Here is a 25,487-nt window from a genome sequence, read left to right as displayed (position 1 = left end):
CAAAAATTTCTCTCTGTACAAGTATTGATGTAGCGTAGTGCTATTACTCTATGCTTGGGTCCGCGTGGGACAGGTAAGTTGCCATGAATGTTGCCCCCGTTCCGCCCAATGAACCCGACCGTTTGGCGAAGATCGCTGAATGGTGCGTACTGCATCAGCCGCAGAGCAGCGAACTGACTGCGCTGGTCGAGATGGCCCGCCGCTACTTTTCCATGCCGATCTGCCTGGTTTCGATCGTAGGGGAGTGTGAGCAATGGTTCATGGCCAAGGGCGGGCTGGCCGCTGATGCCACCCCCCGGGATGTTTCATTCTGTGCCCACACCATTCTCCAGGCACAGCCACTGGAAGTGCTGGACGCTGCCCTGGACCCGCGCTTTGCCGACAACCCTCTGGTCACGGGTGAGCCTGGCATTCGCTATTACTGCGGGGCCCCGCTGCTGGTAGACAGCCAGGTGGCCATCGGCAGCTTCTGCATCATCGATACTGCACCACGGCCCGCCCTGGATGAGGCGCAACGGTCGATGCTGACGTCCTTCAGCGAAATGGCCATGCACATCATCGCCGGCATGCGCCGCAACAATTTTCACGACCAGGCCACCGGCCTGTTCAACCGCCTGAAGCTCGAATGTGATGTGGTGGCGGGCCTGGACCGGGGTAAGTCGCTGACCCTGTTGGCGGTGGACATCATGGCCGCCGAGGCCCTCAGCGATATCATCCGCGGCCTGGGTTACAACTTTGCCCACGACCTGACGCTGCAGGCCAAGGCGCGCATCGCCAGCCAGCTGGATAACGGCTTGTCGTTGTACAAGATCAGCCCGACCCGCTTCGGTGTGCTGCTGGAAGACGCCGCCGACGTACAGCCTTTGTGCGAGCGGATTGTCGACGCCCTGCAAGCGCCTGCGCAGTGCCACCAGATTCCGGTGTTGCTGGACGCCGGTATCGGCATTGCCCCCATCACCCAGCAAAGCGAAGACCGCGATGGCCTGGAATGGATGCGCCGGGCAGTCGCGGCAGCGGATACCGCGCGGCGCACGCCTGGCCGGCATGCGTGGTACGAGCCGGAAGTGGACGCTGCGCAACGCCGGGCGTTCCTGTTGCTGGCCTCGTTGTCCCAGGCCCTGCAGAGCGACGATGAACTGAGCCTGCACCTGCAACCGCGGATTGAGCTGCCTTCGGGCCGATGCGGTTCTGCCGAAGCCTTGCTGCGCTGGCGCCACCCGCTACTGGGCGATGTCGCCCCGGCGGAGTTCATCCCTTTGGCTGAAAAAACGGCGCTCATGGCCAGCCTCAGCCTTTGGGTGATGCGCGCAGCCTTGCGGGTGCTGGCCTGTACCCGGGACCTGGATTTCAGTCTCAGCTTCAACGTCACCGCGCGCGACCTGGAAAGCGCAGGGTTCATGGATGCACTGCTGCACAGCTTGCAGGCCCAGGCCATCGAGCCGCAGCGGGTACAGCTCGAATTCACCGAGAGTGTCTTGATCGAACAGCCCGAAGAAGTGCTGCAGCAACTGCTGCGCGCCCACCAGGCAGGGATCGCCATTGCCATCGATGACTTCGGTACGGGCTACAGCAACTGGGTTTACCTGACGCAAATCCCCGCCAGCATCGTCAAGCTCGACAGGTCGCTGGTGCACCGTGCCGCTTCAGGCACGCGTGAAGCATTGTTGGTGCAGTCGGTGGTAGGGCTGGCCAACGAACTCGGTTATCAGGTGGCCGCCGAAGGGATCGAAACCGCCGAACAGCTGGTCCAGGCCTGCGCCTGGGGCTGCGTTGAAGCGCAGGGCTATTTCATCGCCAGACCTATGCCTGTAGCCGTTTTCAAGGAGTGGTTTCACGACACTCAACAGAAAGTGTCTGTCGTCTGACTTCCCACCATGATGCATAACATCGCAGGTCTTATTGATGTTTAATCGCCACCTCAAAACTGCACTGGCAGCGCAACAGGCCGAGCTCGTGCAACTGCGTCAGCGCCTGGCAGAACTCGAGCAGAGTCCCATGTTGCGCCTGGACGCGCAGAACCGTATCGCGGAGTGCACCGCGGGTTTTGCCCAGGCACTCGGCGCCGCGCCGGGCGATGTCGTGGGCATGCCCCTGCAACAGTGGCTGGCCGCGCCCGGGCTAGAAAGCCAGGCGTTACTCGAGGCCTTGCTGCGTTCCACGGCGATGATCCAGTTCGGGCTGGACGGCAGGGTGCAGGCTGCCAACCCGATGTTTCTCGCCGCCATGGGCTACCGCCTGGAGCAGTTGGTCGGCCAGCACCATCGAATCTTCTGTGATGCCAAGGAAACCGCCAGTGCTGAATACACGGCGTTCTGGCGCACGCTCAATGCTGGCCGGTACGTGACCGGGCGATTCCGGCGTATTGACAGCCAAGGGCGCGAGATCTGGCTGGAGGCCAGCTACAACCCGGTCCATGATGCCAGTGGCAAGCTGGTGAAAGTGGTCAAATTCGCCACGGTGGTGACCGCCCAGGTCGAGCGTGAACAGGCGGTAAGGCAGGCGGCCAACATGGCGCTGGACATTTCCCGGCGCACGGACGCCAGTGCCAGCGATGGTGTCACGGTGATGCAGGGCATGCAGCAGGCCATGCAGAACGTGGCGAGCCAATTACACTGCGCCGGCGATACCATTGCTGCCCTGGGCCAGCAGTCGACGGTCATCAGTACGATCGTGCAGACCATTGGGGCCATTGCGTCGCAGACCAACCTGCTGGCCCTGAATGCCGCGATCGAAGCTGCGCGCGCCGGCGACCAGGGGCGGGGCTTCGCCGTGGTGGCCGATGAAGTGCGCAAGCTGGCGGGGCGCACCAGCACCGCCACGGCCGAGATCGATGCGGTGGTCGCGCACAATCATCTGCTGGCTAACCAGGCGGTCAGCGAGGTGGAGCGTAGCCGCCAGGAAGCGGCCAATGCGGTGGATTTCGTTACCCAGGCGAGTACGGCCATAGGCGGTATTCAGGCCGGTGCCAGGCAGGTGGTGGCGGCCGTTGGCCGGGTGAGCGAAGACTTGTAGCCAGGCAGCGGGCAACGCGCCGCCCAGGCTCGCATCACCCCAGCAAACTGCCCGGGCGCGGCTTCACGAAGGCTCCACCTCCAGAAACGCCGCCTCCAGTAGCTGGCGGGTATACGGATGTTGCGGTGCATGGAAGATTGCCTGCGCATCCCCCTGTTCAACCACCTGCCCATGCTTGATCACCATCAACTGATGGCTCAGTGCCCTGACCACCGCCAGGTCATGGCTGATGAACAGGTAAGTGAGGTTGTATTTTTGCTGCAGATTACGCAGCAACTCGACCACCTGGCGCTGCACCGTGCGGTCCAGCGCCGAGGTCGGCTCATCCAGCAGAATCAGCGCCGGCTTGAGCACCAGCGCCCGGGCGATGGCAATGCGCTGGCGCTGCCCACCCGAAAACTCATGCGGGTAGCGGTGCCGGGTGCCCGGGTCGAGCCCTACCTCCTCCAGCGCCGCAATGATGGCCGCCTCCTGCTCCTGAGCATTGCCGATACCGTGAATGCGCAAGCCCTCCCCAACGATGTCTGCCACGCACATGCGCGGGCTGAGGCTGCCGAAGGGGTCCTGGAACACCACCTGCATCTCGCGCCGTAACGGGCGCACGGCTTTCTGGTTCATCCCCTGCAGGTCTTGCCCGTGGAAGCGGATACCCCCCTGGCTGGCAATCAGCCGCAGGATCGCCAGGCCCAATGTCGACTTGCCCGACCCGGACTCCCCGACGATGCCCAGCGTTTGCCCCTGCGGCAAACTGAAGTTGACCCCGTTCACCGCCTTGACATGGTCGACAGTACGCCGCAGCAGGCCCTTCTTGATCGGGAACCAGACCTTGAGCTCATCGACTTGCAGCAGCGGCGCACCTACCGGGTTGTGCGCCGGCAGCCCGCTGGGCTCGGCATTGATCAGCATCTGCGTGTAGGGGTGTTGCGGCGCGCTGAACAGGGCCGCGCAGTCCGCCTGCTCGACAATCTGCCCGCGCTGCATCACGCACACGCGGTGGGCAATGCGCCGCACCAGGTTCAGGTCATGGCTGATCAGCAGCAGCGCCATGCCCAGGCGTGCCTGCAGTTCCTTGAGCAGGTCGAGAATTTTCAGCTGCACGGTCACATCCAGCGCCGTGGTCGGTTCGTCGGCAATCAGCAGTTCCGGCTCGTTGGCCAGGGCCATGGCGATCATCACCCGCTGGCGTTGCCCGCCGGACAGCTCGTGGGGCAAGGCCTTGAGGCGCTTGCGTGGCTCCGGGATGCCGACCATTTCCAGCAGCTCCAGGGTGCGCGCAGTGGCTTGCTTGCCGGTCAGGCCCTTGTGCAGCAGAAGGATTTCATTGATCTGCTTTTCGATGCAGTGCAGCGGGTTCAGCGACGTCATCGGCTCCTGGAAGATCATCGCAATGCGGTTGCCGCGAATGCGCTGCAGGGTTTTTTCGTTCTGCTGCAGCAAGTCCTTGCCTTCATGGCGGATGCTGCCGCGCGGGTGCTGGGCCAAGGGGTAGGGCAGCAGGCGCAGGATTGAGTGCGCAGTCACCGACTTGCCCGAGCCGCTTTCACCGACCAGCGCCAGCGTCTCGCCTTTGCGGATGTCGAAACTGATGCCATCCACCACCCGGTTGACCTGGTCGCCGGTTACAAACTCGACGACCAGGTCGCGCACTTCGATCAGGTTCTGTTCACTCATGTCACTTCCTCGGGTCGAAGGCGTCGCGGGCGGATTCGCCGATGAATACCAGCAGGCTCAGCATCAGCGCCAGTACCGCGAAGGCGCTGATGCCCAGCCAGGGTGCCTGCAGGTTGGACTTGCCCTGGGCCACCAGCTCGCCCAGCGAGGGCGAACCGGCGGGCAGGCCGAAGCCGAGGAAGTCCAGGGCCGTGAGGGTACCGATGGCGCCGGTGAGAATGAACGGCATGAAGGTCATGGTCGAGATCATGGCGTTGGGCAGGATGTGCCGGTACATGATTGCGCCGTTGCGCATGCCCAGGGCTCGGGCGGCACGCACGTACTCCAGGTTGCGGCCGCGCAGGAACTCGGCGCGCACCACGTCGACCAGGCTCATCCAGGAAAACAGCAGCATGATGCCCAGCAGCCACCAGAAGTTCGGCTGCACGAAACTGGCAAGAATGATCAGCAGGTACAGCACCGGCAGCCCCGACCAGATTTCCAGAAAGCGTTGCCCGGCCAGGTCGACCCAACCGCCATAAAACCCCTGCAAGGCCCCCGCGAGGACGCCGATGATGGAGCTGGCCACGGTCAGGGTCAGGGCGAACAGCACCGATATGCGGAAGCCGTAGATCACCCGCGCCAGCACGTCGCGGCCTTGGTCGTCGGTGCCTAGCCAGTTGTCCGCCGAGGGCGGTGCCGGGGCCGGAACACGCAGGTCGTAGTTGATGCTCTGGTAGCTGAACGGGATCGGCGCCCACAGCACGAAGCTGTCTTTCTTGGCCAGCAGCTCGCGGATGTAGGGGCTCTTGTAGTTGGCTTCCAGCGGGAACTCGCCGCCGAACGTGGTTTCCGGGTAGCGCTTGAAGGCGGGGAAGTACCACTGGCCGTCGTAGCGCACGGCAATCGGTTTGTCGTTGGCGATCAGTTCGGCACCCAGGCTGAGGCCGAACAGGATCAGGAACAACCACAGCGACCACCAGCCACGGCGGTTGGCCTTGAAGCGCTCGAAGCGCCGTCGGTTGAGGGGGGACAAGGCCATGTCAGTGCTCCCGGCTGGCAAAGTCGATGCGTGGATCGACCAGGGTGTAGGTCAGGTCGCCGATCAGTTTCACCACCAGCCCCAGCAGGGTGAAGATGAACAGGGTGCCGAAGACCACCGGGTAGTCGCGGTTGATGGCCGCCTCGAAGCTCATCAGGCCCAGGCCGTCGAGGCTGAAGATCACCTCGATCAGCAGGGAGCCGGTGAAGAAGATACCGATGAACGCCGAAGGGAAGCCGGCAATCACCAGCAGCATGGCGTTGCGGAACACATGGCCATACAGCACCCGTGGCCGGCTCAGGCCTTTGGCCTTGGCGGTCACCACGTATTGTTTGTTGATTTCGTCGAGGAAGCTGTTCTTGGTCAGCAGGGTCATGGTCGCGAAGTTGCCGATGACCAGCGCGGTGATTGGCAGCACCAGGTGCCAGAAGTAGTCCAGCACCTTGCCGGTGGTGCTCAGCTCGTCGAAGTTGTTGGAGGTGAGGCCGCGTAGCGGGAACCAGTCGAAGTAGCTGCCGCCGGCGAACAGCACGATCAGCAGGATGGCGAACAGGAAGGCGGGGATCGCATAGCCGACGATGATCGCCGAACTGGTCCACACGTCGAAGTGGCTGCCATGGCGTACCGCCTTGGCGATGCCCAGCGGGATCGACACCAAGTACATGATCAGGGTGCTCCACAGCCCCAGCGAGATCGACACCGGCATCTTTTCGATGATCAGGTCGATGACCTTGGCATCGCGGAAGAAGCTGTCGCCGAAATCCAGTCGGGCGTAGTTCTTGATCATGATCCACAGGCGTTCGGGCGGCGATTTGTCGAACCCGTACATGCGCTCGATTTCGGCGATCAGCGCCGGGTCCAGGCCTTGGGCGCCACGGTAGTTGGAGCCCGCCACGGACACCTCGGCACCGCCACCGGCGATGCGGCTGGTGGCGCCCTCGAAGCCTTCGAGCTTGGCGATCATCTGTTCGACCGGGCCACCGGGGGCAGCCTGGACGATGATGAAGTTGATGATGAGGATGCCGAACAGGGTCGGGATGATCAGCAGCAGGCGGCGCAGGATGTAGGCCAGCATCTCAGTTGGCCTCGTCCGCGGGGGCTGCGCTGACGGCCGGGCTTACCCCGGGCTTGATCCACCAGGTGTCGATGCCGATGTCGTACTTGGGCGACACTTTCGGGTGCCCGATGTGGTTCCAGTAGGCGACCCGCCAGGTCTTGATGTGCCAGTTGGGGATCACGTAATAGCCCCACAGCAATACCCGGTCGAGGGCGCGGCAATGGTCGATCAGGCTTTGGCGCGAGTCGGCATTGATCAGCTGGTCGACCAGCTGGTCGATGGCCGGGTCGCGCAGGCCGATGAAGTTGCGGCTGCCGGGGTTGTCGGCGGCGGCACTGGACCAGAATTCGCGCTGCTCGTTGCCGGGCGAGTTGGACTGCGGATAGCCGCCGACGATCATGTCGAAATCGCGTGAGCGCAGGCGGGTGATGTACTGCGAAACATCGACCCGGCGGATGTTCAGCTCGATACCCAGGTCAGCCAGGTTGCGCTTGAACGGCAGCAGGATGCGTTCGAACTCGGTCTGCGCCAGCAGGAATTCGATGCTTACCGGTTTGCCCTGGGCATCGACCATCTTGTCGTCGACGATTTTCCAGCCGGCCTCCTGCAGCAGCTTGTAGGCCTGGCGCTGCTGCTCGCGGATCATGCCGCTGCCGTCGCTGACCGGGTTGTGGAAGGCCTCGGTGAACACCTGGTCGGGTACTTTGCCCCGCAGCGGCTCGAGGATCTTCAGCTCGCTGGCGCTGGGCAGACCCCGGGCGGCCATTTCCGAGTTTTCGAAGTAACTGCCGGTACGGGTGTAGGCACCGTTGAACAGTTGCTTGTTGGTCCACTCATAGTCCAGCAGCAGGCTCAAGGCGTGGCGTACGCGCACATCCTGGAACACCGGGCGGCGGATGTTGAAAATGAAGCCCTGCATGCCAGTGGGGTTGCCGTTGGGCAGCTCTTCCTTGATCAGCCGGCCTTCGCGCACCGCGGGCACGTCGTAGGCGGTGGCCCAGTTTTTCGCGCTGACTTCCAGGCCATAGTCGAACGCGCCGGCCTTGAGTGCTTGCAGGGCTACGGTGGTGTCACGGTAGGCGTCGAAGGTCATGACATCGAAGTGGTAGAACCCACGGTTGATCGGCAGGTCCTTGGCCCAGTAGTCCTTGACCCGCTCGTAGCGTACTGAGCGCCCGGCCTTGACCTCGGCCACCTTGTACGGGCCGCTGCCCAGTGGAACTTCCAGGTTGCCGCGGTTGAAGTCGCGGTTTTCGTACCAGTGCTTGGGCAGCACCGGCAACTGGCCGAGGATCAGCGGCAGCTCACGGTTGTTCCGGTGCTTGAACTTGAACAGCACTTTCAACGGGTCTTCGGCGACCACCTCGGCGACGTCGGCATAGTACTGACGATACAGCGGCGCACCATCCTTGATCAGGGCGTTGAAGGTAAACACCACGTCATCGGCACGCATGGGGTGGCCATCGTGGAAACGTGCTTCGGGGCGCAGGTAGAAGCGCACCCAGCTGTTGTCCGGGGCTTTCTCGATCTTGCCGGCGACCAGGCCATATTCGGTGAAGGGTTCGTCCTGGCTCTGGCGCATCAGGGTGTCGTAGATGATGCTGATGTTTTCGGCCGGCACGCCCTTGTTGATGAACGGGTTGAGGCTGTCGAACCCGCCGAAACTGGACTGGCGGAAGGTGCCACCCTTGGGCGCCTCGGGGTTCACGTAGTCGAAGTGCTTGAAGTCGGCAGGGTATTTGGGCGGCTCGTCGTACAGGGTGAGGGCATGTTGCGGTGCGGCCAGGGCGGGAAGGCTCAGGCAGGCGAGCAACAGGCTGCCAGCCAGCCGGCGCAAGCGGTGCGTTGGCATCATTGGGCTTTCTCCGAAGTCTTTATCCACCAGCTGTTCAGCCCAAGGGTATAGGGCGGTGTGGTGACGAAGGCGAACCGGTTGCGGTAGGCCAGGCGATGGTTGTCCAGGTACCAGTTGGGGATCATGTAGTACTGCCATGAGAGGACGCGGTCCAGGGCGCGGGCGGCAGCCACCTGGTCGTCGCGGGTGCGTGCGGCCAACAGGGTGTCGAGCAGGTGGTCGACCACCGGGTCCTTGACCCCTGCATAGTTCTTGCTGCCCTTGGTGCCGGCCTGGCTCGAATGGAAGTACAACCACTGCTCCAGGCCGGGGCTCAGGGTCTGATTGAGGGTCATCAGAATCATGTCGAAATCGAACTGGTCCAGGCGTTGTTTGTACTGGGCACGGTCCACGGTGCGCAAGCGCGCATCGATACCGATGCTGGACAGATTTTCGACATAAGGTTGCAGGATGCGTTCAAGGTTGGGGTTTACCAGCAACAGCTCCATGCGCAACTGCTGGCCTTTGCTGTCGACCAGGCGCTGGCCGTTCAGCTTCCACCCCGCCTCGGCGAGCAGGGCCAGTGCCTGGCGCAAGGTTTCGCGGCTGACGCCACGGCCGGCGGTGTGGCTGACCTGGTACGGTTCGCTGAACAGTTTGGCGGGTAACTGGTCACGGAATGGGGCCAGCAGCAGCCATTCCTTGCCGGTGGGCACACCACTGGCGGCGAACTCACTGTTGGGGTAGTAGCTGGTCGAGCGCCGGTAGGCGTTGCTGAACAGGGCGCGGTTGGTCCACTCGAAGTCGAGCATCAGCCCCAGTGCCTGGCGTACCCGCGGGTCGCTGAAGGTCGCCCGGCGGCTGTTCATGAACAGGCCCTGGGTTTGCGTGGGGATGCGGTGCGGGATCTGCGCCTTGATCACCTCGCCACGGCGCACGGCCGGGAAGTTGTAGCCGTTGGCCCAGTTCTTCGCCTGGTGTTCGATATAGATGTCGAATTCACCGGCCTTGAACGCTTCGAAGGCCACGGTGGCATCACGGTAGAATTCGTACTCCACGCGATCGAAGTTGTACTTGCCTCGGTTGACGGCCAGGTCCTTGCCCCAGTAACGCTTGACGCGCTCGAACACCAGCCGGCGCCCCGGCTGCACCTCGGTGATGCGGTACGGGCCACTGCCCAATGGCGGCTCGAAGGTAGTGGCCTTGAAGTCACGGTGCTGCCAGTAGTGCTTGGGCAGCACTGGCATCTCGCCCAGGCGCAGGATGAGCAGTGGGTTGCCAGCGCGCTTGAACACGAAGCGGATGCGCAGCGGGCCGAGGATGTCGACCCGCTGCACCTCCTGCAGGTTGGTGCGGTAGATCGGGTGGCCGTCCTTGAGCAACGTGCGGTAGGAGAAGGCCACGTCTGCCGAGGTGATCGGCTTGCCGTCATGCCAGCGGGCTTCCGGGCGCAGGTTGAACACCACCCAGCTACGGTCCTCGCTGTATTCCACCGAGCGGGCAATCAGGCCGTAGCTGGAGGTGGGCTCGTCGCCGGACGGGTCGTATTGGCCGGTACCGACCATCAGCGGCTCGTTGAGCTCGCTGATGCCGTACTGCTGGAAGTTGGGCGTGGTAACCGGGCTAGACCCCTTGAAGGTATAGGGGTTGAGGGTGTCGAAGGTGCCAAAGGCCATCGCCCGCAACGTGCCGCCTTTGGGCGCTTGCGGGTTGACCCAGTCGAAGTGGGTGAACGTGGCTGGGTACTTGAGCGTGCCGAACTGCGCGTATCCGTGGCTTTCGCTCACCATCGCGACTGCGGGAAAGCTCAAGGCCAGGCTGATTGACAGCAGGAGGGGACGTATCAAGTCGGCATCCGATCCAGAGGCGTTGGGCTTTTGTCGGCGTACAGTAACAGCTTGGGGGGGTGGGAAAAAGAGAGCTTCAAGCTTCAAGCTTCAAGCTGCAAGAAAAAGCGGCGGTGTACGCGAATTGCTTTTTTCTTGCTGCTTGCAGCTTGAGACTTTCAATGCCCGACGTAGACGGTCAGGGTCTGCCCGGGCTTGAGGGCATGACCGCTGCGCGGGTTCCAGCGCTTGAGGTGCTTCATTTCCACGTTGAAGCGCTTGGCCACCAGGTACAGCGAGTCACCCTTGCGCACCTTGTACTGGGTAGAGCGCTGCGCCGACGCCGCTACGCGATTGCCGGCGGCGCTCGGGGCGTTGCCGCCGCGCAGGGCCAGGACCTGGCCAGCGCGCAGGTTGTTGCCGGACAGGCGGTTCCAGCGCTTGATGTCCTTGATCGATACGCGGTTGGCCTTGGCAATCGCGCCCAGATTGTCGCCACGCTTGACCCGGTAGCTGCGCGCAGCCGCCGGTGCCCTGGTTTCGGCCACGGCACGGGCGAACACGGCCTTGTTCGGTTGCAGGGCGACCAGCTGCTCGGGGTTGAGGTTGGACAGGCTGTTGCTCAGCAATTGTGCCTTGGCGGTCGGCACCAGCAATTGCTTGGGCCCGTCCACGGTCATGCGTTTCTTGAAGGCGGGGTTGAGCTGGATCAGCTCGTCTTCGTCGATGTTGGCAAAGGCCGCCACCCGCGACAGGTCGAGCCGATCATTGATGGCCACGGCTTCGAAGTAGGGTTCGTTGGCGATCGGGTTCAGGTTCACGCCGTAGGCTTCAGGGGTAAGCACTACTTGCGACAGGGCCAGCAGCTTGGGCACATAGTCGCGGGTTTCCTGGGGCAGCGGCAGGTTCCAGTAGTCGGTTGGCAGGCCCAGGCGCTCGTTACGTTCGATGGCGCGGCTGACCGTGCCTTCGCCGGCGTTGTAGGCGGCCAGGGCCAGCAGCCAGTCGCCGTTGAACATGTCATGCAGGCGGGTCAGGTAGTCCAGCGCGGCATTGGTCGAGGCCGTAATGTCGCGGCGGCCGTCATAGAAATTGGTCTGGCGCAGGTTGAAGTGGCGACCGGTTGCCGGCATGAACTGCCACATGCCCGCGGCGCTGGCCCGCGAATACGCCATCGGGTTGTAGGCGCTTTCAATGGCTGGCAGCAGCGCCAGCTCCAGCGGCATGTCACGCTCCTCGAGGCGCTCGACGATGTAGTGCAGGTACAGGCTGCCGCGCTCGCCGGCGCTCTCGATGAAGGTGGGGTTGCTGGCGAACCACAGGCGCTGCTGCTCGATGCGCGGGTTGACGTCGATGCTGTCCTGCAGGGCAAAGCCCTGGCGCATGCGCTCCCATACGTCCTGTGGCGCCTGCTCGGCCGGCTTGACCAGCAGCGGCGCGGGCTTGTGCTTGATCCGCGCCTGGTAGTTGTGCGCGCGAACGCTATCGGATTCGTCGAGCTGACGGGTGCTCTGGCAACCCACCAGAGTGGCGGCCAGAGCCAGCGCACTGATTTGGGCCAGGCGCGTCAGGGCGACTGAATGAGAGGTTCTGCGGCTACGGGAAGACATCGGCTGAGACAGGTATCCGGGCAAAAAATTTCGGCGATTCTAGAAACCGCTCCGGGCCGGGTCAACCGTTGAACACAGATTGCGATATATCTTGCGGTTATCAGAAGGTGTCTTTCCAAGACCTCAAGGCAGCAAAAACAGAGACATGCGTAGCGTTTGAATGTCCCTTCCATTCGTCTGCTTTTTGTTTAACTAATGTTTCAGAGGTGCGCAAAAAGGGGTTGGTCAGGCGCTCCAGGCCAATCGTCGACGGCAATGTGATGCGCTGGTCGGCGCGCAACCGGGTCACCTCGTCGAAGCGCTGCTGCACATGCGGGTTGTCGGGCTCGACGGCCTTGGCGAAGCGCAGGTTGGCAAGCGTGTATTCGTGGGCGCAGTACACCTGGGTGTGCGCGGGCAGGGCCGCCAGGCGGGCCAGGGCGGGTTGCATCTGCTCGGGCGTGCCCTCGAACATGCGCCCGCAACCGGCCGCGAACAGGGTATCGCCGCTGAACAGGAGCGGGGTTGCCGGCTGGTCACTGAAGAAAGCGATATGGCCCAGGGTGTGGCCGGGCACCGCCAGCACTTGGAATACCACGCCCAGCACTTCGACCTCGGCGCCCTCGTCCAGCGCCAGGTCACGGCAGGGAATCTGCTCGTTGGCCGGGCCACAGACCCGCGCGCCGGTCAGTTGCTTGAGCCGTGCCACGCCGCCGACGTGGTCGTCGTGGTGGTGGGTAATGAGGATGTCGCTCAGCGCCCAGCCGGGGTTGGCGGCCAGCCAACGCTCCACCGGGCCGGCGTCGCCGGGGTCGACCACCGCACAACGGCGTTTGGCAGTATCCTGTAACAACCAGATGTAGTTGTCGGAGAAAGCGGGAAGAGCATCGATCTGTATCATGGTGCGGATCCGATTCACCTAGCGTGGCACATGAAGGCATCTTAGCCGCGATGGCGCGGCGGGAGAACCTTCGAGGGAGAGCGCAATGACCGACCAAGCCTTTGCCCAGGCCGATCCGGACTGGGTCGAGCTGATCAGCCTGGCCCGTGAGTGGTTCAATGGCCCACTCGGCCAACTGATGCTCAAGGAAGAAGACCAACTGCTGGAAGAAGAGCTGGGGCGCTTTTTTGGTGGTTACCTGGTGCATTACGGGCCCTGCGCCGAAGCACCGCCCCAGGCACCCCAGGTGCAGCGCAATGTGCGCCTTGGTGCGCCGTTGCCTGGGGTTGAAATTGTCTGCGAGGAACAGGCCTGGCCGCTGAGCGAGCATGCTGCCGACGTGGTGGTGCTGCAGCATGGCCTGGACTTCTGCCTGTCGCCACATGGCCTGCTGCGCGAGGCAGCCAGTGCCGTGCGCCCGGGGGGGCACTTGCTGATCGTGGGCATCAACCCGTGGAGCAGTTGGGGCATGCGCCATTTCTTCAGCCATGGCGCCTTGCGCAAGGCGCGCTGCATCTCGCCGTCGCGGGTTGGCGACTGGCTCAACCTGCTGGGCTTCGCGCTGGAGAAACGCCGCTTCGGGTGCTATCGTCCGCCGCTTGCCTCACCGGCCTGGCAGCAGCGCCTGCAAGGCTGGGAGCGGCTGGCCGGCGGCTGGCAAGGTGCCGGTGGTGGGGTCTACCTGCTGGTGGCGCGCAAGATGGTGGTCGGGCTGCGGCCCCTGCGTCAGCAGCGTCGCGAGCCCATGGGCAAGCTGCTGCCGCTGCCGCTGGCCAAGGTCAACCGCACGGCAGCCAACCCTGAAACTGACAAGCACTGAATTCAAGAGTGGTACATGAGCGATAGCGTCGAAATGTTTACCGATGGTGCCTGCAAGGGCAACCCTGGCCCGGGTGGCTGGGGGGTGCTGATGATCTACAAGGGCGTCGAGAAGGAACTGTGGGGCGGCGAACGTGAAACCACCAACAACCGCATGGAACTGATGGCGGCGATCCAGGGGCTGATGTCGCTCAAGCGTGAATGCGAAGTCGTGCTGACCACCGACTCGCAATATGTGATGAAGGGCATCAACGAGTGGATGGTCAACTGGAAGAAGCGCGGCTGGAAAACCGCGGCCAAGGAGCCGGTAAAAAACGCCGACCTGTGGCAACTGCTGGATGAGCAGGTCAACCGCCACAAGGTCACCTGGAAGTGGGTACGCGGGCACATCGGCCACCCCGGCAACGAACGGGCCGACCAGTTGGCCAACCGTGGGGTCGATGAGGTGCGCGCCCAGCGTTGAGCTGGGGTACAATCGCCGCTTCGTAACTGATGCAAGTTGGAGCGCCCGGCGTGGAGCAGCAGCAAGATAAACGGTACGTGATTCTCGATACCGAGACCACGGGTATGCCGGTTGGCGAAGGTCACCGGATCATCGAAATCGGCTGTGTCGAGGTGATCGGCCGGCGGCTGACCGGGCGGCATTTCCATGTCTACCTGCAGCCGGACCGCGAAAGTGACGAGGGGGCGATCAACGTCCACGGCATCACCGACGCGTTTCTGGTCGGCAAGCCGCGCTTCGCCGATGTGGCCGATGAATTCTTCGAGTTCATCCAGGGCGCCACGCTGGTCATCCACAACGCGGCGTTCGACGTAGGCTTCATCAACAACGAATTCGCCTTGCTGGGCCAGCAGCATCGCGCGGACGTGTCGCAGTACTGCACCGTTCTCGACACCTTGCTGCTGGCGCGTTCGCGACACCCGGGGCAGCGCAACAGCCTCGATGCGCTGTGCAAACGCTACGATATCGACAACTCGGGCCGCGAGCTGCACGGCGCACTGCTCGACTCGGAACTGCTGGCCGACGTCTACCTGGCGATGACCGGTGGCCAGACCAGCCTGTCGCTGGCCGGCCATGGGGCGGATGCCGAAGGTGACGGGCAGGCTGCCGGCGGCAGCGAAATCCGCCGGATCACCGGGCGAGTGCCGGGGCGCGTGATCATGGCCAATGCCCAAGAGCTGGAAGCGCATGCCGAGCGGTTGGCAGCCATAGCCAAATCGGCAGGCGGGCCTTCGATGTGGCAGGTGCTGACCGAGTCAGCTGCCGGCTGATTGTGGCTATCTGTCTTGCTGCTGCCGGTCATCCATCACCGGCCATGCGCCACGGCTTGCTTCACGGAATGCGAATGAGCTCGACACCGCTGCGCGCCAGCTCGAAGCGGTTTTCACCCAGGTAGTTGACCTTGTCGCCGATGGCCAGGCGGTAGGTGGTGATGGGGGCGCCCAGTGTGCTGCCGTCAAGTTGCAGGGTCGACTCCTGAAACTCGTGCACGGGGTAGATGCGGCCTTCGGCGTCACGGGCGTGGAATTGGCCGACCATTACTGCTGCCATTTGGGTGGAAACCTCTGAAATACGTAGGAAATGTCTGTAGTCATAGACCGTGCAGGAGGGCTGGAAGTTTTCGCGTCGATGAAAAAAAACCAAAGCGGCGAGAAACGGTCATCTATAACTACAACGTCCTTTAACCCGTATAGGTAGGAAATTGCCATGAGCCAGGTGTATTCGGTTGCGGTTGTTGTCGGTAGCTTGCGCAAGGAGTCCTACAACCGTAAGGTCGCCCGCGCACTTGCGGAGCTGGCATCGTCCAGCCTTGCCCTGAAAATCGTCGAAATTGGCGATCTGCCGCTGTACAACGAGGATGTCGAGGCCGAGGGTGCGCCCGAACCCTGGAAACGGTTTCGCGATGAAATTCGCCGCAGCGATGCCGTGCTGTTCGTCACCCCTGAATACAACCGCTCGGTCCCCGGCTGCCTGAAGAACGCCATTGACGTTGGCTCCCGGCCTTACGGGCACAGTGCCTGGAGCGGCAAGCCCACTGCGGTGGTGAGCGTTTCGCCAGGGGCTATCGGCGGCTTTGGTGCCAACCATGCCGTGCGCCAGGCGCTGGTATTTCTGGACATGCCGTGCATGCAGATGCCCGAAGCCTACATTGGCGGTGCCGCCAACCTGTTCGACGAGTCGGGCAAGCTCAACGACAAGACCCGGCCATTCCTGCAGGCCTTCATCGACAAGTTTGCTTCATGGGTGAAGCTGAACCGGTCGGTCTGAACCGCCAACCCACTCGTGAGATGCCCCTTGCCGCAGTGGCCTGGCCCGCTGCTGCAAGGGGCGCCATGCGTCAGCGGAAGCTGTAGGAAAGCCCGGCGTATACGCTGAAGCCTTCGCCCGGGGTGGAGCGCGCATTGTCATTACCGGCATCGTTGTAGGCGGGCGTCACCGTCGCTGCATAACGCTGGTTGGTGAGGTTGCGCAGGTCCAGCCAGGTTTGCCAGTCCTGGCGGGGTGAATCCCAACCGATACGCGCGCCGAGCAGGGCATATTCATCAGCGTGGTAGCTGTTGGCGTAGTCCACCTGAACCTTGGATGCCAGCTGGGTATTCACCCCGGCATGGAAACCGTTCGGCCAGTCGTAGCGCAGCTCGGCCTGGTAATAGTGCATGGGGATGCCAGGCAGGCGATTGTCACCGAACGCCTCGTCATCGCGGTAGTGGAAGTCACTGAATGTATAGGCCTGGCGCAGGCTCAACTTGCCCGTGCCTGCGCGTTCCCACAAGGTGCTGACGAGGCCGGCTTCCACACCTTGGTGCACCGTGGCGCTGGCATTGAACTCGGAGGTGAAGTTCGGCACCACTTCCACGGCGAGCAGTTCGTGGCGCACCTGTGCGTAGTACCAGGCCAGGTCCCAGCGGCCGATGGCCGAATCGCCACGTGCGCCCACTTCCAGGGTGGTTGCAGTCTGGTTCTGCATTTCGATCGGCTGGATCTGTTTGCCGCCAGTACTCGGTGCGCTCCAGATCAGCGACCAGGGGTGTGGCGGCTCTACCGAACGGCTGAGGTTGCCATACACCTGCAGGTCCGGCCGAAGGTCGTAGCGCAAGCCCACACGGGGGGCGTAATCCCAGTCATGCATGCTCACTTTGCCGCCCTCGGCAGGGTAGGTGACGTCGCTTTCACGCCGGGTGTAGATCATGGCCAGGCCGGTGGTCAGCCACAGGTTGGGCACCAGTTCCAGGTCATTGCCGGCATGCAGCACGGTATCGGAGCCCTGGTAGGTGAAGTCCCGCGTTCTTGCACCGAACACATCACCAGAGCGGGCGAACTGCGAGGCGCCGCTGTTGGGCAGGTGTTTGGTGGTGCGCCAGCCGAGAGTGGTCTTGCTCTCGTGGCCGTACAGGCTGTCGCGGCGCGAATAGTTGAGCGTGCCGCTGACGTCGGTATAGGCCACCTTCAAGCGCATCGGCCCTTCGCGCAGGTCCATGGGGTAGTCGTGGTAGACCAGGCCGGCTTCCACCCGCGCGTCATCGTCGAGGTAGAAGGTAGTCTTGTTGCCTACCCAGGTGCTGCCCGGTTGCGGGCGGCTATCGTCACGGGCCAGGTAGGCAGGGTTAGCCGCCCGAGGGTGGTGTTTGATCTGGTCCTTGGTCAGGCGCCCGGCCAGTTCGTTCTCGGTTTCCCGGTAGCGCAGGTAGAAGCGCGTTTCGAGGTTGGGGTTGAAGCGGTAGCCGACATTGGCAGCCACGCCCTTGGCACTGCCGCTGCTGTGAGCCTGGTAACCGTCGTATTCGGCATCGGTCAACGCGACGTAGTAGTCGAGGTTGCCCAGCACCTGGCCCGAGCTGATATGCCGATGCTGGTAGCCGCGGCTGCCCACCTCGTAGCGTACCTGCAGCGGTGCAGCGTCATAGCCGGTGTGGGTGACGTAGTTGATCGCGCCACCCAGTGCCAGCGCGCCCTGATCGAAGCCGTTGGCGCCGCGCAACACCTCGGCGCGGCTTAGCCACAAGGGTTCGAACAGCTCGTAGGGGGTACCCCCCGGGCCGGTCAATGGCAGCCCGTCGAACATCGTGTAGATGCCAGAGCCATGTGCCCCCGGGGCACGATTGAGGCCTGAGCCGCGGATCGACAACTTGATCCCGTCGTTGCCTGCCGATTGTGCGAACACACCGGGCTGGTAGGCCAGCACGTCCTGGTTGCTGGCCACCCGGCCTTGGCCGACGCGTTGCATGTCCACCAGGTTGCTGGCGCCCGGTATTTCGCGCAGGCGCTGGGTGGCGGCCGTCAGTTCGGTCTGCTCCTCGTCGGTGATCAGAACCTGGTCGAGCTCGAACGAGGGTGCCGCCACGGCGGGCTGGGTGGCGCCCATGGCAGCCAGCAGGCCCAGGCAGGATGACAGGGGCATAACGCGACGCATTGTACGACTCCAGGCGAAAAGCGAATGGACAACGGCGTTGAGACGAGCGAAATGCCGCCGGGAGCACGAAGAAAAGCACTCATTTTCCCGCTGCTTTCGTCAGACGCTTTTGTACGAAAGTTCATTACAAGCGGCGGCGATGGAGGCTGCCGCCCGGGCTTCGTAAGGTGAACGCAGATCGGCAAGCGTGCCGTGCTCACTCACCCGTGGAGTTCAAACATGACCGACAACGCTCGACATTCGCAGCACCCTCCGGCGGACGCCCCGGTGCGCCTGACACCACGTGAACAGCAGGTGCTGCTGTGGTGCGCCTATGGCAAGAGTTCCTGGGAAATCGGGCAGATCCTGGCGTGCAAGGAGTCGACCGTGAATTTCCACGTGTCCAACATCCTGCGCAAATTCGATGTGCCCACCCGGGTAGCTGCAGTGATCAAGGCTATTCGTTACGGCATGCTGGCCGAGCAATGAGGAGGTGACGCATGAGTACCGATCGTCTACCGCGCATTGCCGATAGCCACGACCCGTTCTGGCCCCGGGTGGACTTGGGCAGGTTGCATGAACGGCTGAAGCTGCAGCAGCCAGTCAGTGATGCGGCGCTGGAGGTGGCCGCGCGCTGTGCCGTAATTGCTGCGGCAAGCGAGTTCGCCCGCTGGCGAGCGGCGCTGCGTGAGCGGGGCTACCAACGCCTCGAGGAAGTGGCCGGGCATGACCATGGGCGCGCCTTGCATGTGTGTTACACCCGTTTTGTCGAAGCCGCCATCCTGCATACCTTGGGTTCCGCGCCTTGCCTGGCTGGACCGCGACGAGGGCTGAAACATGCCTGAACAATGGTTCTGCGACCACTTGGGTTCAACCCTGGCGCAGATGCTGGGGGTGGATGGCAATGTGTTGTTCGCCGCGCTGCTGGGGGCGTTGCTGGTCAGTGCCGCACGCGACCGGTTGATCACCAACACCGCCAAGCGCCTGACACTGGCCAAGAAACTCTTGCTGGTCTTCGTCACCGTAGGCGTGGGCCATTTGTTCGAGCCGCTGATTTCGGAGTCGGTGCCCTTGCTGTCACGTGGCATGGCCGGTTTTGTGGCAGCGGTAATCGTCATTCCGGTCAGCCTGAAGGTCATGGTGCTGGTCGACACCCTCGACCCGCGTGAACTGATCCAGCGCTGGCGTAAGCGGGGTTAACCTGCCAGCTCGCTCAACCGCTGTTCCAGTTGCCGGATTCGCTGCTTGTCTTCGATGAACAGCAAGATGGCTTGGCGGTCGCTGGGCGACAAGGTGCGCAGGCGCTCGAGCACATCGGCTTCCCAACCCGTCAGGCCCCGGCTTGCCGGGGCCTGCTCGCCATGGCCGAGCAGAAGCCAGTCCAGCGAGCAGGCATGTTGCCTGGCGATCTCGATGCAAAGGGAATAGGGAATGCTATCGCGCACCTTCCAGCTGCTGAGCGTCTGCGGGCTCACCGACAGTGCGCGCGAAAGATCGGCGTCGGACTGCGCGCCGGTTAGAAGCTTGAGCCGCGTGAGCACCGCAGCCAGTACGTGAGTACTCATAACAAATATCCATGACTGGTTTAATGATATTCCATGGGCTTAAACTACTCGTTATGAATACAGCCCTGCGTTTTAAGGAGCATTTCTGCAATGAGAAAGACCAAACTGAAGAATAGTCCCGATTTTGTGGCCAATACTGACACACTCCGGCGAGCATTCTCACTGAAGTTGAACCTGAACAGTGCTTGCAGGTACTTGCCGTGAGTACTTACAAGCTTGTCTGCCCGCACTGCCACAGCAGGATGCGCATCCGCACCAGTGAAGGTCGCCATATTTTCCTGCGCATTGCTTATTTGCAATGCACAACCGAGGCCTGTGGCTGGTCGGTACGTGCCGAATTCGAAATGACCCATGAACTGTCGCCCAGCGGCATGCCCAACCCGGAAGTCTACCTGCCTTCAGCCAATGGTGATTTGCGCAAGGCGGCCCTGTCGGGCGCAGGGCTGGGTAGCCCTGGTGAATGAGCTGGCATGCTCAGCGACATAAAACACGCACATAAAAAAACACCCCGCATCAGCGGGGTGTTTTCATTGCCAGGGCAATCAGCCGATCAGTTGCAGGCCGGCTTGCTGGACCATTTCCAGCAGGGGTTGCGGGTACACACCCAGTACGAAAGCAAGAATGGCGATGGCCAGCAGCATGACGCCACCGGTGCGCTGCTCCCACTTCAGCGGTGCGTCGTGGCGACGCAGGTTCGGCTCGACCAGGTACAGGGTGACCATGACACGCAGGTAGTAGTACACGCCGATGGCGCTGCCGATCACCAGGGCCCCAACCAGCCACCACAGGTGCGACTCGACACCGGTGGCGATGATGTAGAACTTGCCGATGAAACCGGCGGTCAGCGGGATGCCCGCCAGCGACAGCATCATCACGGTCAGCACTGCAGTCAGGTATGGGCGGCGCCAGAACAGGCCGCGGTATTCGTACAGGGCATCGGCGTCACGGCCGCCATAGGGCGAGGACATCAGGGTGATGACCCCGAAGGCGCCCAGGCTGGTGATCACGTAGGTGACCAGGTACACGCCCATGGCTTCCAGGGCCAGGCCCTTGCTGGCGATCAGGGCGATGAGCAGGTAACCGAAGTGGGCGATGGACGAGTAACCGAGCAGGCGCTTGAGGTTGCTCTGGGTCAGCGCCAGCAGGTTACCGACCAGGATGGAGGCAACGGCGATGACCGCCAGTACGGTGCTCAGCACGCCGCTGCTGGCAGCAGGGGAGAGCATGAACAGGCGCACGACCACGGCGAACACCGCGACCTTGCTGGCGGTTGCGAGGAATGCGGCAACCGGCGCCGGGGCGCCTTCGTACACGTCCGGGGTCCACAGGTGGAAAGGTACCAGCGACAGCTTGAAGGCCAGGCCGACCAGCATCATGCCCAGGCCCAGTTGGGCCACCAGACTTGGCATGCTGGTAGCCGCCAGGGCCTTGCCGATCTGGTCGAAGCTCAGGCTGCCGGCGTCGGCGTACAGCAAGGCCATGCCGAACAGCAGGAACGCTGAACCGGCGGCCGACAGCACCATGTACTTGATACCGGCTTCCAGCGAGCGCTTGCTGAAGAACGCATAGGCCACCAGGCCGTAGACCGGCACCGAAAGCAGCTCCAGGCCGATGAACAGCCCCGCCAGGTGGTTGGCGCTGACCAGCACCAGGCCACCGAGTGCCGACATCAGCAGCAGCAGGTAGAGCTCTTCACGGTTGCCCGGGAAGCCTTTGGAGCCTTCGCCCAGGTAGGCATGGGCCAGGGTGACGCAAGCCAGCGTGGCCACCAGGATGATCGCCATGTACAGGCAGGCGAACTTGTCGATGGTCAGCAGCGGGGTGACCGCCAACGGTGCCACCTTCAGCACCGGCAGGATCGACAGCAGCGCCAGGTTCAGGCCCACGGTGGACAGCAGGAAGGTTTGCGAGTGGTTGCGCTTCCAGGCGATCGCCAGCATCACCACCACCGTGGTGATGGTGGTGATCAGCATCGGCGCCAATGCGATGAAGTGTTGAGTGGTGAATTCCATAGCGCTCTTACCGGGCCGAAGCGAGTTGAGTGAAAGCGGAGCCGAGCCACTGCTGCACACCACTCATGGTGGCGGCAGAGGTGTCGAGGAATGGCTGCGGATACACGCCCAGCAGGATCAGCAGGACCGCCAGGCCCAGCACCATGATCAGCTCGCGACCGTCCATGCCGGCCAGTACGGTGTCGCTCTTGGCCGGGCCGAAGTAGGCGCGGTGGATCATGATCAGCGAGTACACCGAGCCAAATACCAGGCCGGTGGTGGCGATCACGGTGATCCACGGTACATGCACGAAGCTGCCGAGCAGGATCAGGAACTCGCCGACGAAGTTGCCGGTGCCGGGCAGGCCCAGCGAGGCAGCGGCGAAGAACAGGCTGATGGCGGGCAGGTAGGCGATACGGTGCCACAGGCCGCCCATCTGGCGCATGTCACGGGTGTGCAGGCGCTCGTACAGCTGGCCCGACAGGATGAACAGCGCGGCAGCCGACAGGCCGTGGGCCAGCATCTGGATCACCGCGCCTTGCAGGGCCTGCTGGCTGCCGGAGTAGATACCGATCAGCACGAAGCCCATGTGCGAGACGCTGGAGAAGGCGATCAGGCGCTTGATGTCGGTTTGCGCGAAAGCCAGGAAGGCACCGTAGAAGATGCCGATCAGGCCCAGGGTCATGGCAATCGGCGCGAACTCGGCCGAGGCGTTCGGGAACAGCGGCAGGGCGAAGCGCAGCAGGCCATAGGCCGCAGTCTTCAGCAGGATACCGGCCAGGTCCACGGAACCTGCAGTGGGCGCCTGGGCGTGAGCGTCAGGCAACCAGGAGTGGAACGGCACCACCGGCAGCTTCACCGCAAAGGCGATGAAGAAGCCCAGCATCAGCAGGTATTCCACGCCCGCAGGCAACTGGGCCTTGAGCAGGTCGCTGTAGTTGAAGGTGAGCACGCCGGTGGTGTTGTAGTTGACCAGGACCAGGCCAAGGATCGCCACCAGCATGATCAGGCCGCTGGCCTGGGTGAAGATGAAGAACTTGGTCGCCGCGTAGATCCGGGTCTTCTTGCCATCTGCCGAGCTGTGACCCCAGAGCGCGATGAGGAAGTACATCGGCACCAGCATCATTTCCCAGAAGAAGAAGAACAGGAACAGGTCCAGTGCCAGGAACACACCGACCACGCCGCCCAGGATCCACATCAGGTTGAGGTGGAAGAAGCCGACGTGACGCTGGATTTCTTTCCACGAGCACAGGACCGACAGCACACCGAGCAGGCCGGTAAGCAGGATCATCAGCAGCGACAGGCCATCGAGGGCCAGGTGGATGCTGATGCCGAAGCGCTGGATCCACTGGACTTTGTATTCCAGGGCCCAGGCCGGTTCGGCGCCAGGTGCGGGGGCGAGGGTGTAATCGCCGTGAGCCCACAGCCACAGGCCGATGCCTAGCAGCAGGGACATGGTCAGCAGCGCGATCCAGCGCGGCAGGGTGGCGCCGAAGCGCTCACCCAGCCAGCACAGGAAGCCGCCGATGAAGGGGATCAGGATCAGCCAAGGCAAAATCATGACGGGTTCGTTTCCTTTTGCAGGGTCGCAAGGTTCGCAAAGTTCATGGTCATACCGCAGCCACTACCACAGCGCCGAGTACCAGCACTGCGCCAACGGCGATCGAGGCGGTGTACCAGCGCAGTTGGCCAGTCTCGGTCTTGCTCATGGCGACGTGGCCGCCGCGAGCCAGGCGAGGAATGAGGCCAATGCCGCGGTCAACCGGATCCTTGCGCAGCATGTGGCTGATCAGCAGGTAAGGTTTGACGAACAGCTTGTCGTAGATCCAGTCGAAGCCCCAGGCAGCGAACCACCAGGCCGAAAGCACACGGCCGATGCTGCTGTTGGCCACCGCACTGACGAAGCTGCGCTTGCCCAGGAACAGCAGGGCTGCCAGCAGGATACCGGCAATGGCGATCGACCCCGAGGTGATTTCCAGCGCGTGCTTGGCGGCGCCACCGGCATGGCCGGCGCTTTCAGGCAGCACGCCGGCCAGCGGTGGGGTGATCCAGGCACCGATGAAGGTCGACAGCACGATCAGTACGCCCAGCGGCAGCCAGTGGCTGATGCCGTGGCCGGCATGCGCTTCGGTCTTGGCTTCGCCGTGGAAGGCGATGAAAATCAGGCGGAAGGTGTACAGCGAGGTCATGAACGCGCCCACCAGGCCGGCGTACAGCAGGCCGGTGTTGCCACTGGCGAAGGCTTCCCAGAGGATCTCGTCCTTGGAGTAGAAGCCTACCGTCACGATCGGCAGGGCGGCCAGGGCCGCGCCACCGACCACGAAGCTGGCATAGGCCAGGGGCAGTTTCTTCCACAGGCCGCCCATCTTGAAGATGTTCTGCTCGTGGTGGCAGGCCACGATCACCGCACCGGAGGCCAGGAACAGCAGTGCCTTGAAGAACGCGTGGGTCATCAGGTGGAAGATCGCCGCGTCCCAGGCACCGACGCCCAGGGCCAGGAACATGTAGCCGATCTGGCTCATGGTCGAGTAGGCGAGGATACGCTTGATGTCGGTTTGCACCAGCGCGGCGAAGCCGGCCAGTACCAGGGTCACGCCACCGACTACGCCTACCAGGTGCAGGATGTCGGGTGCCAGCAGGAACAGGCCGTTGGTACGGGCGATCAGGTACACGCCCGCAGTCACCATGGTCGCGGCGTGGATCAGTGCCGAAACCGGGGTCGGGCCGGCCATCGCGTCCGCCAGCCAGGTCTGCAGTGGCAGCTGGGCCGATTTACCCACCGCACCGCCCAGCAGCATCAGCGTTGCCAGCACCATCCAGGTGTCGCCCGCCTGGAATTTCTGTGGTGCCAGCACCAGCAGTTCCTGCACGTTCAAGGTACCCAGCTGGGCGAACAGGATGAACAGGCCGATGGCCATGAACACGTCGCCGATGCGGGTGACGATGAATGCCTTGAGCGCGGCATTACCGTTGTTGCGGTTGCTGTAGTAGAAACCGATCAACAGGTACGAGCACAGGCCCACGCCTTCCCAGCCGAAGTAGATGAACAGCAGGTTATCGCCAAGGATCAGGAACAGCATGCTGGCGATGAACAGGTTGGTGTACGAGAAGAAGCGCGAGTAGCCGGCTTCGCCACGCATGTACCAGGAGGCGAACAGGTGGATCAGGAACCCGACACCGGTGACCACGCCGAGCATGGTGACCGACAGGCCGTCCAGGTACAGGGTGAAGTTCGGCGCGAAGCCGTCCACCGACATCCATTGCCACAGCAACTGGCTGTAAGCGCCGCCTTCAGGTGGGGCGACGTTGAATTGCCAGATGACGTAGGCGGCCGTGGCCGCCGACAGGCCTACCGAGCCGACGCCGATCAGCGCGGACAGGTTCTCCGAGAACCGTCCGCGCGAGAACGACAGCAGCAGGAAGCCGATGAGGGGAAAGACGAAAGTCAGGAAGAGAAGGTTCATCCGCGCATCTCACTGGCAGCATCGATGTCGAGAGTGTGGAACCGGCGGTACAGCTGCAGCAGGATGGCCAGGCCAATGCTGGCCTCGGCAGCTGCCAGGCTGATCACCAGAATGAACATCACCTGGCCGTCGGGCTGTACCCAACGGGCCCCGGCGACGACGAACGCCAGGGCAGAGGCGTTCATCATGACTTCCAGGCTCATGAGCACGAAGAGGATGTTGCGGCGGACCATCAGGCCAACCAGACCTAAGCAGAACAGGATGCCGGCGACTGCCAGGCCATGTTCGAGAGGGATAGCACCCATGA

Annotated in this window: 24 protein-coding genes and 1 pseudogene; 11 read left to right on the top strand and 14 right to left on the bottom strand. The window is 62.9% G+C overall.

Going from position 1 to position 25,487, the window contains the following annotated elements; translation table 11 throughout:
- Positions 1–83: 83 nt before the first annotated feature.
- From EGJ22_RS00480 to EGJ22_RS26820, 3 genes and pseudogenes are all read left to right on the top strand, one after another.
- Positions 84–1,865, top strand: a complete 1,782-nt coding sequence (locus EGJ22_RS00480; protein ID WP_029886651.1) for an EAL domain-containing protein — start codon at positions 84–86, stop codon at positions 1,863–1,865.
- A 37-nt stretch (positions 1,866–1,902) separates the two neighbouring features.
- A pseudogene (locus tag EGJ22_RS26825) lies at positions 1,903–2,478 on the top strand (PAS domain S-box protein); the annotation flags it as partial.
- 30 nt (positions 2,479–2,508) lie between these two features.
- A complete protein-coding gene (locus EGJ22_RS26820; protein WP_223809676.1) occupies positions 2,509–3,012 on the top strand; it encodes a methyl-accepting chemotaxis protein in 504 nt (167 codons plus the stop codon).
- A gap of 63 nt (positions 3,013–3,075) precedes the next feature.
- Here the strand turns inward: EGJ22_RS26820 and EGJ22_RS00470 are convergent, their stop codons facing one another.
- The 7 genes from EGJ22_RS00470 to gloB all read right to left on the bottom strand — a co-directional run bounded on the left by EGJ22_RS00470 (position 3,076) and on the right by gloB (position 12,911).
- Complete coding sequence (locus tag EGJ22_RS00470) at positions 3,076–4,683, bottom strand: ABC transporter ATP-binding protein (protein WP_029886649.1); 1,608 nt, start codon at positions 4,681–4,683, stop codon at positions 3,076–3,078.
- A gap of 1 nt (position 4,684) precedes the next feature.
- The gene (locus EGJ22_RS00465) at positions 4,685–5,704 is read right to left on the bottom strand and encodes an ABC transporter permease (protein ID WP_029886648.1); all 1,020 of its coding nucleotides are present in this window, start codon (positions 5,702–5,704) and stop codon (positions 4,685–4,687) included.
- Between the two features lies 1 nt (position 5,705).
- A complete protein-coding gene (locus tag EGJ22_RS00460; protein WP_009686399.1) occupies positions 5,706–6,779 on the bottom strand; it encodes a microcin C ABC transporter permease YejB in 1,074 nt (357 codons plus the stop codon).
- A gap of 1 nt (position 6,780) precedes the next feature.
- Positions 6,781–8,616, bottom strand: a complete 1,836-nt coding sequence (locus EGJ22_RS00455) for an extracellular solute-binding protein (protein WP_029886647.1) — start codon at positions 8,614–8,616, stop codon at positions 6,781–6,783.
- Positions 8,613–10,442 carry an extracellular solute-binding protein gene (locus tag EGJ22_RS00450; protein ID WP_202981961.1) on the bottom strand — a complete coding sequence of 610 codons (1,830 nt, stop codon included), beginning with the start codon at positions 10,440–10,442 and terminating at the stop codon, positions 8,613–8,615. The genes EGJ22_RS00455 and EGJ22_RS00450 overlap by 4 nt, the downstream gene beginning before the upstream one ends.
- 158 nt (positions 10,443–10,600) lie before the next feature.
- Positions 10,601–12,031: a lytic transglycosylase domain-containing protein gene (locus EGJ22_RS00445; protein ID WP_029886645.1), complete on the bottom strand. Its 1,431-nt coding sequence runs from the start codon at positions 12,029–12,031 to the stop codon at positions 10,601–10,603.
- 100 nt (positions 12,032–12,131) lie between these two features.
- On the bottom strand, positions 12,132–12,911 hold the full coding sequence (gene gloB / locus EGJ22_RS00440; RefSeq protein WP_029886644.1) for a hydroxyacylglutathione hydrolase: 780 nt from the start codon (positions 12,909–12,911) through the stop codon (positions 12,132–12,134).
- Positions 12,912–12,996: 85 nt separating this feature from the next.
- Between gloB and EGJ22_RS00435 the strand changes: the two genes are divergently transcribed.
- The 3 genes from EGJ22_RS00435 to dnaQ are packed head-to-tail and all read left to right on the top strand — an operon-like array spanning position 12,997 to position 15,041.
- Positions 12,997–13,770: a class I SAM-dependent methyltransferase gene (locus tag EGJ22_RS00435; protein ID WP_029886643.1), complete on the top strand. Its 774-nt coding sequence runs from the start codon at positions 12,997–12,999 to the stop codon at positions 13,768–13,770.
- 15 nt (positions 13,771–13,785) lie between these two features.
- On the top strand, positions 13,786–14,232 hold the full coding sequence (gene rnhA / locus EGJ22_RS00430) for a ribonuclease HI (protein WP_029886642.1): 447 nt from the start codon (positions 13,786–13,788) through the stop codon (positions 14,230–14,232).
- A gap of 50 nt (positions 14,233–14,282) precedes the next feature.
- On the top strand, positions 14,283–15,041 hold the full coding sequence (gene dnaQ, locus EGJ22_RS00425; RefSeq protein ID WP_029886641.1) for a DNA polymerase III subunit epsilon: 759 nt from the start codon (positions 14,283–14,285) through the stop codon (positions 15,039–15,041).
- A gap of 61 nt (positions 15,042–15,102) precedes the next feature.
- On the opposite strand, the gene EGJ22_RS00420 is transcribed toward dnaQ, so the two are convergent.
- Positions 15,103–15,321, bottom strand: coding sequence for a hypothetical protein (locus tag EGJ22_RS00420; protein WP_009686408.1), 219 nt, complete (start codon positions 15,319–15,321; stop codon positions 15,103–15,105).
- A 156-nt stretch (positions 15,322–15,477) separates the two neighbouring features.
- Here EGJ22_RS00420 and EGJ22_RS00415 point away from each other — a divergent pair, with 156 nt between their 5' ends.
- Positions 15,478–16,038, top strand: a complete 561-nt coding sequence (locus tag EGJ22_RS00415; RefSeq protein WP_029886640.1) for an NADPH-dependent FMN reductase — start codon at positions 15,478–15,480, stop codon at positions 16,036–16,038.
- A 70-nt stretch (positions 16,039–16,108) separates the two neighbouring features.
- Here EGJ22_RS00415 and EGJ22_RS00410 read toward each other — a convergent pair whose 3' ends face one another.
- The gene (locus tag EGJ22_RS00410) at positions 16,109–18,181 is read right to left on the bottom strand and encodes a TonB-dependent receptor domain-containing protein (RefSeq protein ID WP_029886639.1); all 2,073 of its coding nucleotides are present in this window, start codon (positions 18,179–18,181) and stop codon (positions 16,109–16,111) included.
- A gap of 219 nt (positions 18,182–18,400) precedes the next feature.
- On the opposite strand from EGJ22_RS00410, the gene EGJ22_RS00405 reads away from it, so the two are divergent.
- From EGJ22_RS00405 to EGJ22_RS00395, 3 genes are read left to right on the top strand one after another with little or no spacing between them, the layout of a single operon-like run.
- Positions 18,401–18,649, top strand: coding sequence for a response regulator transcription factor (locus EGJ22_RS00405; protein WP_029886638.1), 249 nt, complete (start codon positions 18,401–18,403; stop codon positions 18,647–18,649).
- 11 nt (positions 18,650–18,660) lie between these two features.
- A complete protein-coding gene (locus EGJ22_RS00400; protein WP_029886637.1) occupies positions 18,661–19,005 on the top strand; it encodes a head completion/stabilization protein in 345 nt (114 codons plus the stop codon).
- Positions 18,998–19,360 (top strand): hypothetical protein, encoded by a 363-nt coding sequence (locus EGJ22_RS00395; protein WP_009686414.1) that lies wholly within the window; start codon positions 18,998–19,000, stop codon positions 19,358–19,360. Before EGJ22_RS00400 ends, EGJ22_RS00395 begins: the two co-directional genes overlap by 8 nt.
- Here EGJ22_RS00395 and EGJ22_RS00390 read toward each other — a convergent pair.
- A complete protein-coding gene (locus EGJ22_RS00390) occupies positions 19,357–19,725 on the bottom strand; it encodes a helix-turn-helix domain-containing protein (protein WP_029886636.1) in 369 nt (122 codons plus the stop codon). The genes EGJ22_RS00395 and EGJ22_RS00390 overlap by 4 nt on opposite strands.
- A 200-nt stretch (positions 19,726–19,925) precedes the next feature.
- Between EGJ22_RS00390 and EGJ22_RS00385 the strand changes: the two genes are divergently transcribed.
- Positions 19,926–20,189: an ogr/Delta-like zinc finger family protein gene (locus EGJ22_RS00385; RefSeq protein ID WP_029886635.1), complete on the top strand. Its 264-nt coding sequence runs from the start codon at positions 19,926–19,928 to the stop codon at positions 20,187–20,189.
- A gap of 78 nt (positions 20,190–20,267) precedes the next feature.
- Here EGJ22_RS00385 and nuoN read toward each other — a convergent pair whose 3' ends face one another.
- Genes nuoN through nuoK form a run of 4 tightly spaced genes read right to left on the bottom strand, consistent with a single transcriptional unit; the run spans position 20,268 to position 25,485 of the window.
- Positions 20,268–21,737, bottom strand: a complete 1,470-nt coding sequence (gene nuoN / locus EGJ22_RS00380; RefSeq protein ID WP_029886634.1) for an NADH-quinone oxidoreductase subunit NuoN — start codon at positions 21,735–21,737, stop codon at positions 20,268–20,270.
- Positions 21,738–21,744: 7 nt separating this feature from the next.
- Entirely contained in the window at positions 21,745–23,277 is a 1,533-nt protein-coding gene (gene nuoM / locus EGJ22_RS00375) for an NADH-quinone oxidoreductase subunit M (RefSeq protein ID WP_029886633.1), read from the bottom strand.
- A 49-nt stretch (positions 23,278–23,326) separates the two neighbouring features.
- A complete protein-coding gene (gene nuoL / locus EGJ22_RS00370) occupies positions 23,327–25,180 on the bottom strand; it encodes an NADH-quinone oxidoreductase subunit L (RefSeq protein WP_009686419.1) in 1,854 nt (617 codons plus the stop codon).
- Positions 25,177–25,485 (bottom strand): NADH-quinone oxidoreductase subunit NuoK, encoded by a 309-nt coding sequence (gene nuoK, locus EGJ22_RS00365; protein ID WP_003251446.1) that lies wholly within the window; start codon positions 25,483–25,485, stop codon positions 25,177–25,179. The genes nuoL and nuoK overlap by 4 nt, the downstream gene beginning before the upstream one ends.
- Positions 25,486–25,487: the final 2 nt, after the last annotated feature.

Source organism: Pseudomonas sp. p99-361 (assembly GCF_003935475.1).
Taxonomy (GTDB): Bacteria; Pseudomonadota; Gammaproteobacteria; order Pseudomonadales; family Pseudomonadaceae; genus Aquipseudomonas; species Aquipseudomonas juntendi.
This window is presented reverse-complemented; position numbering and strand designations above follow the sequence as displayed.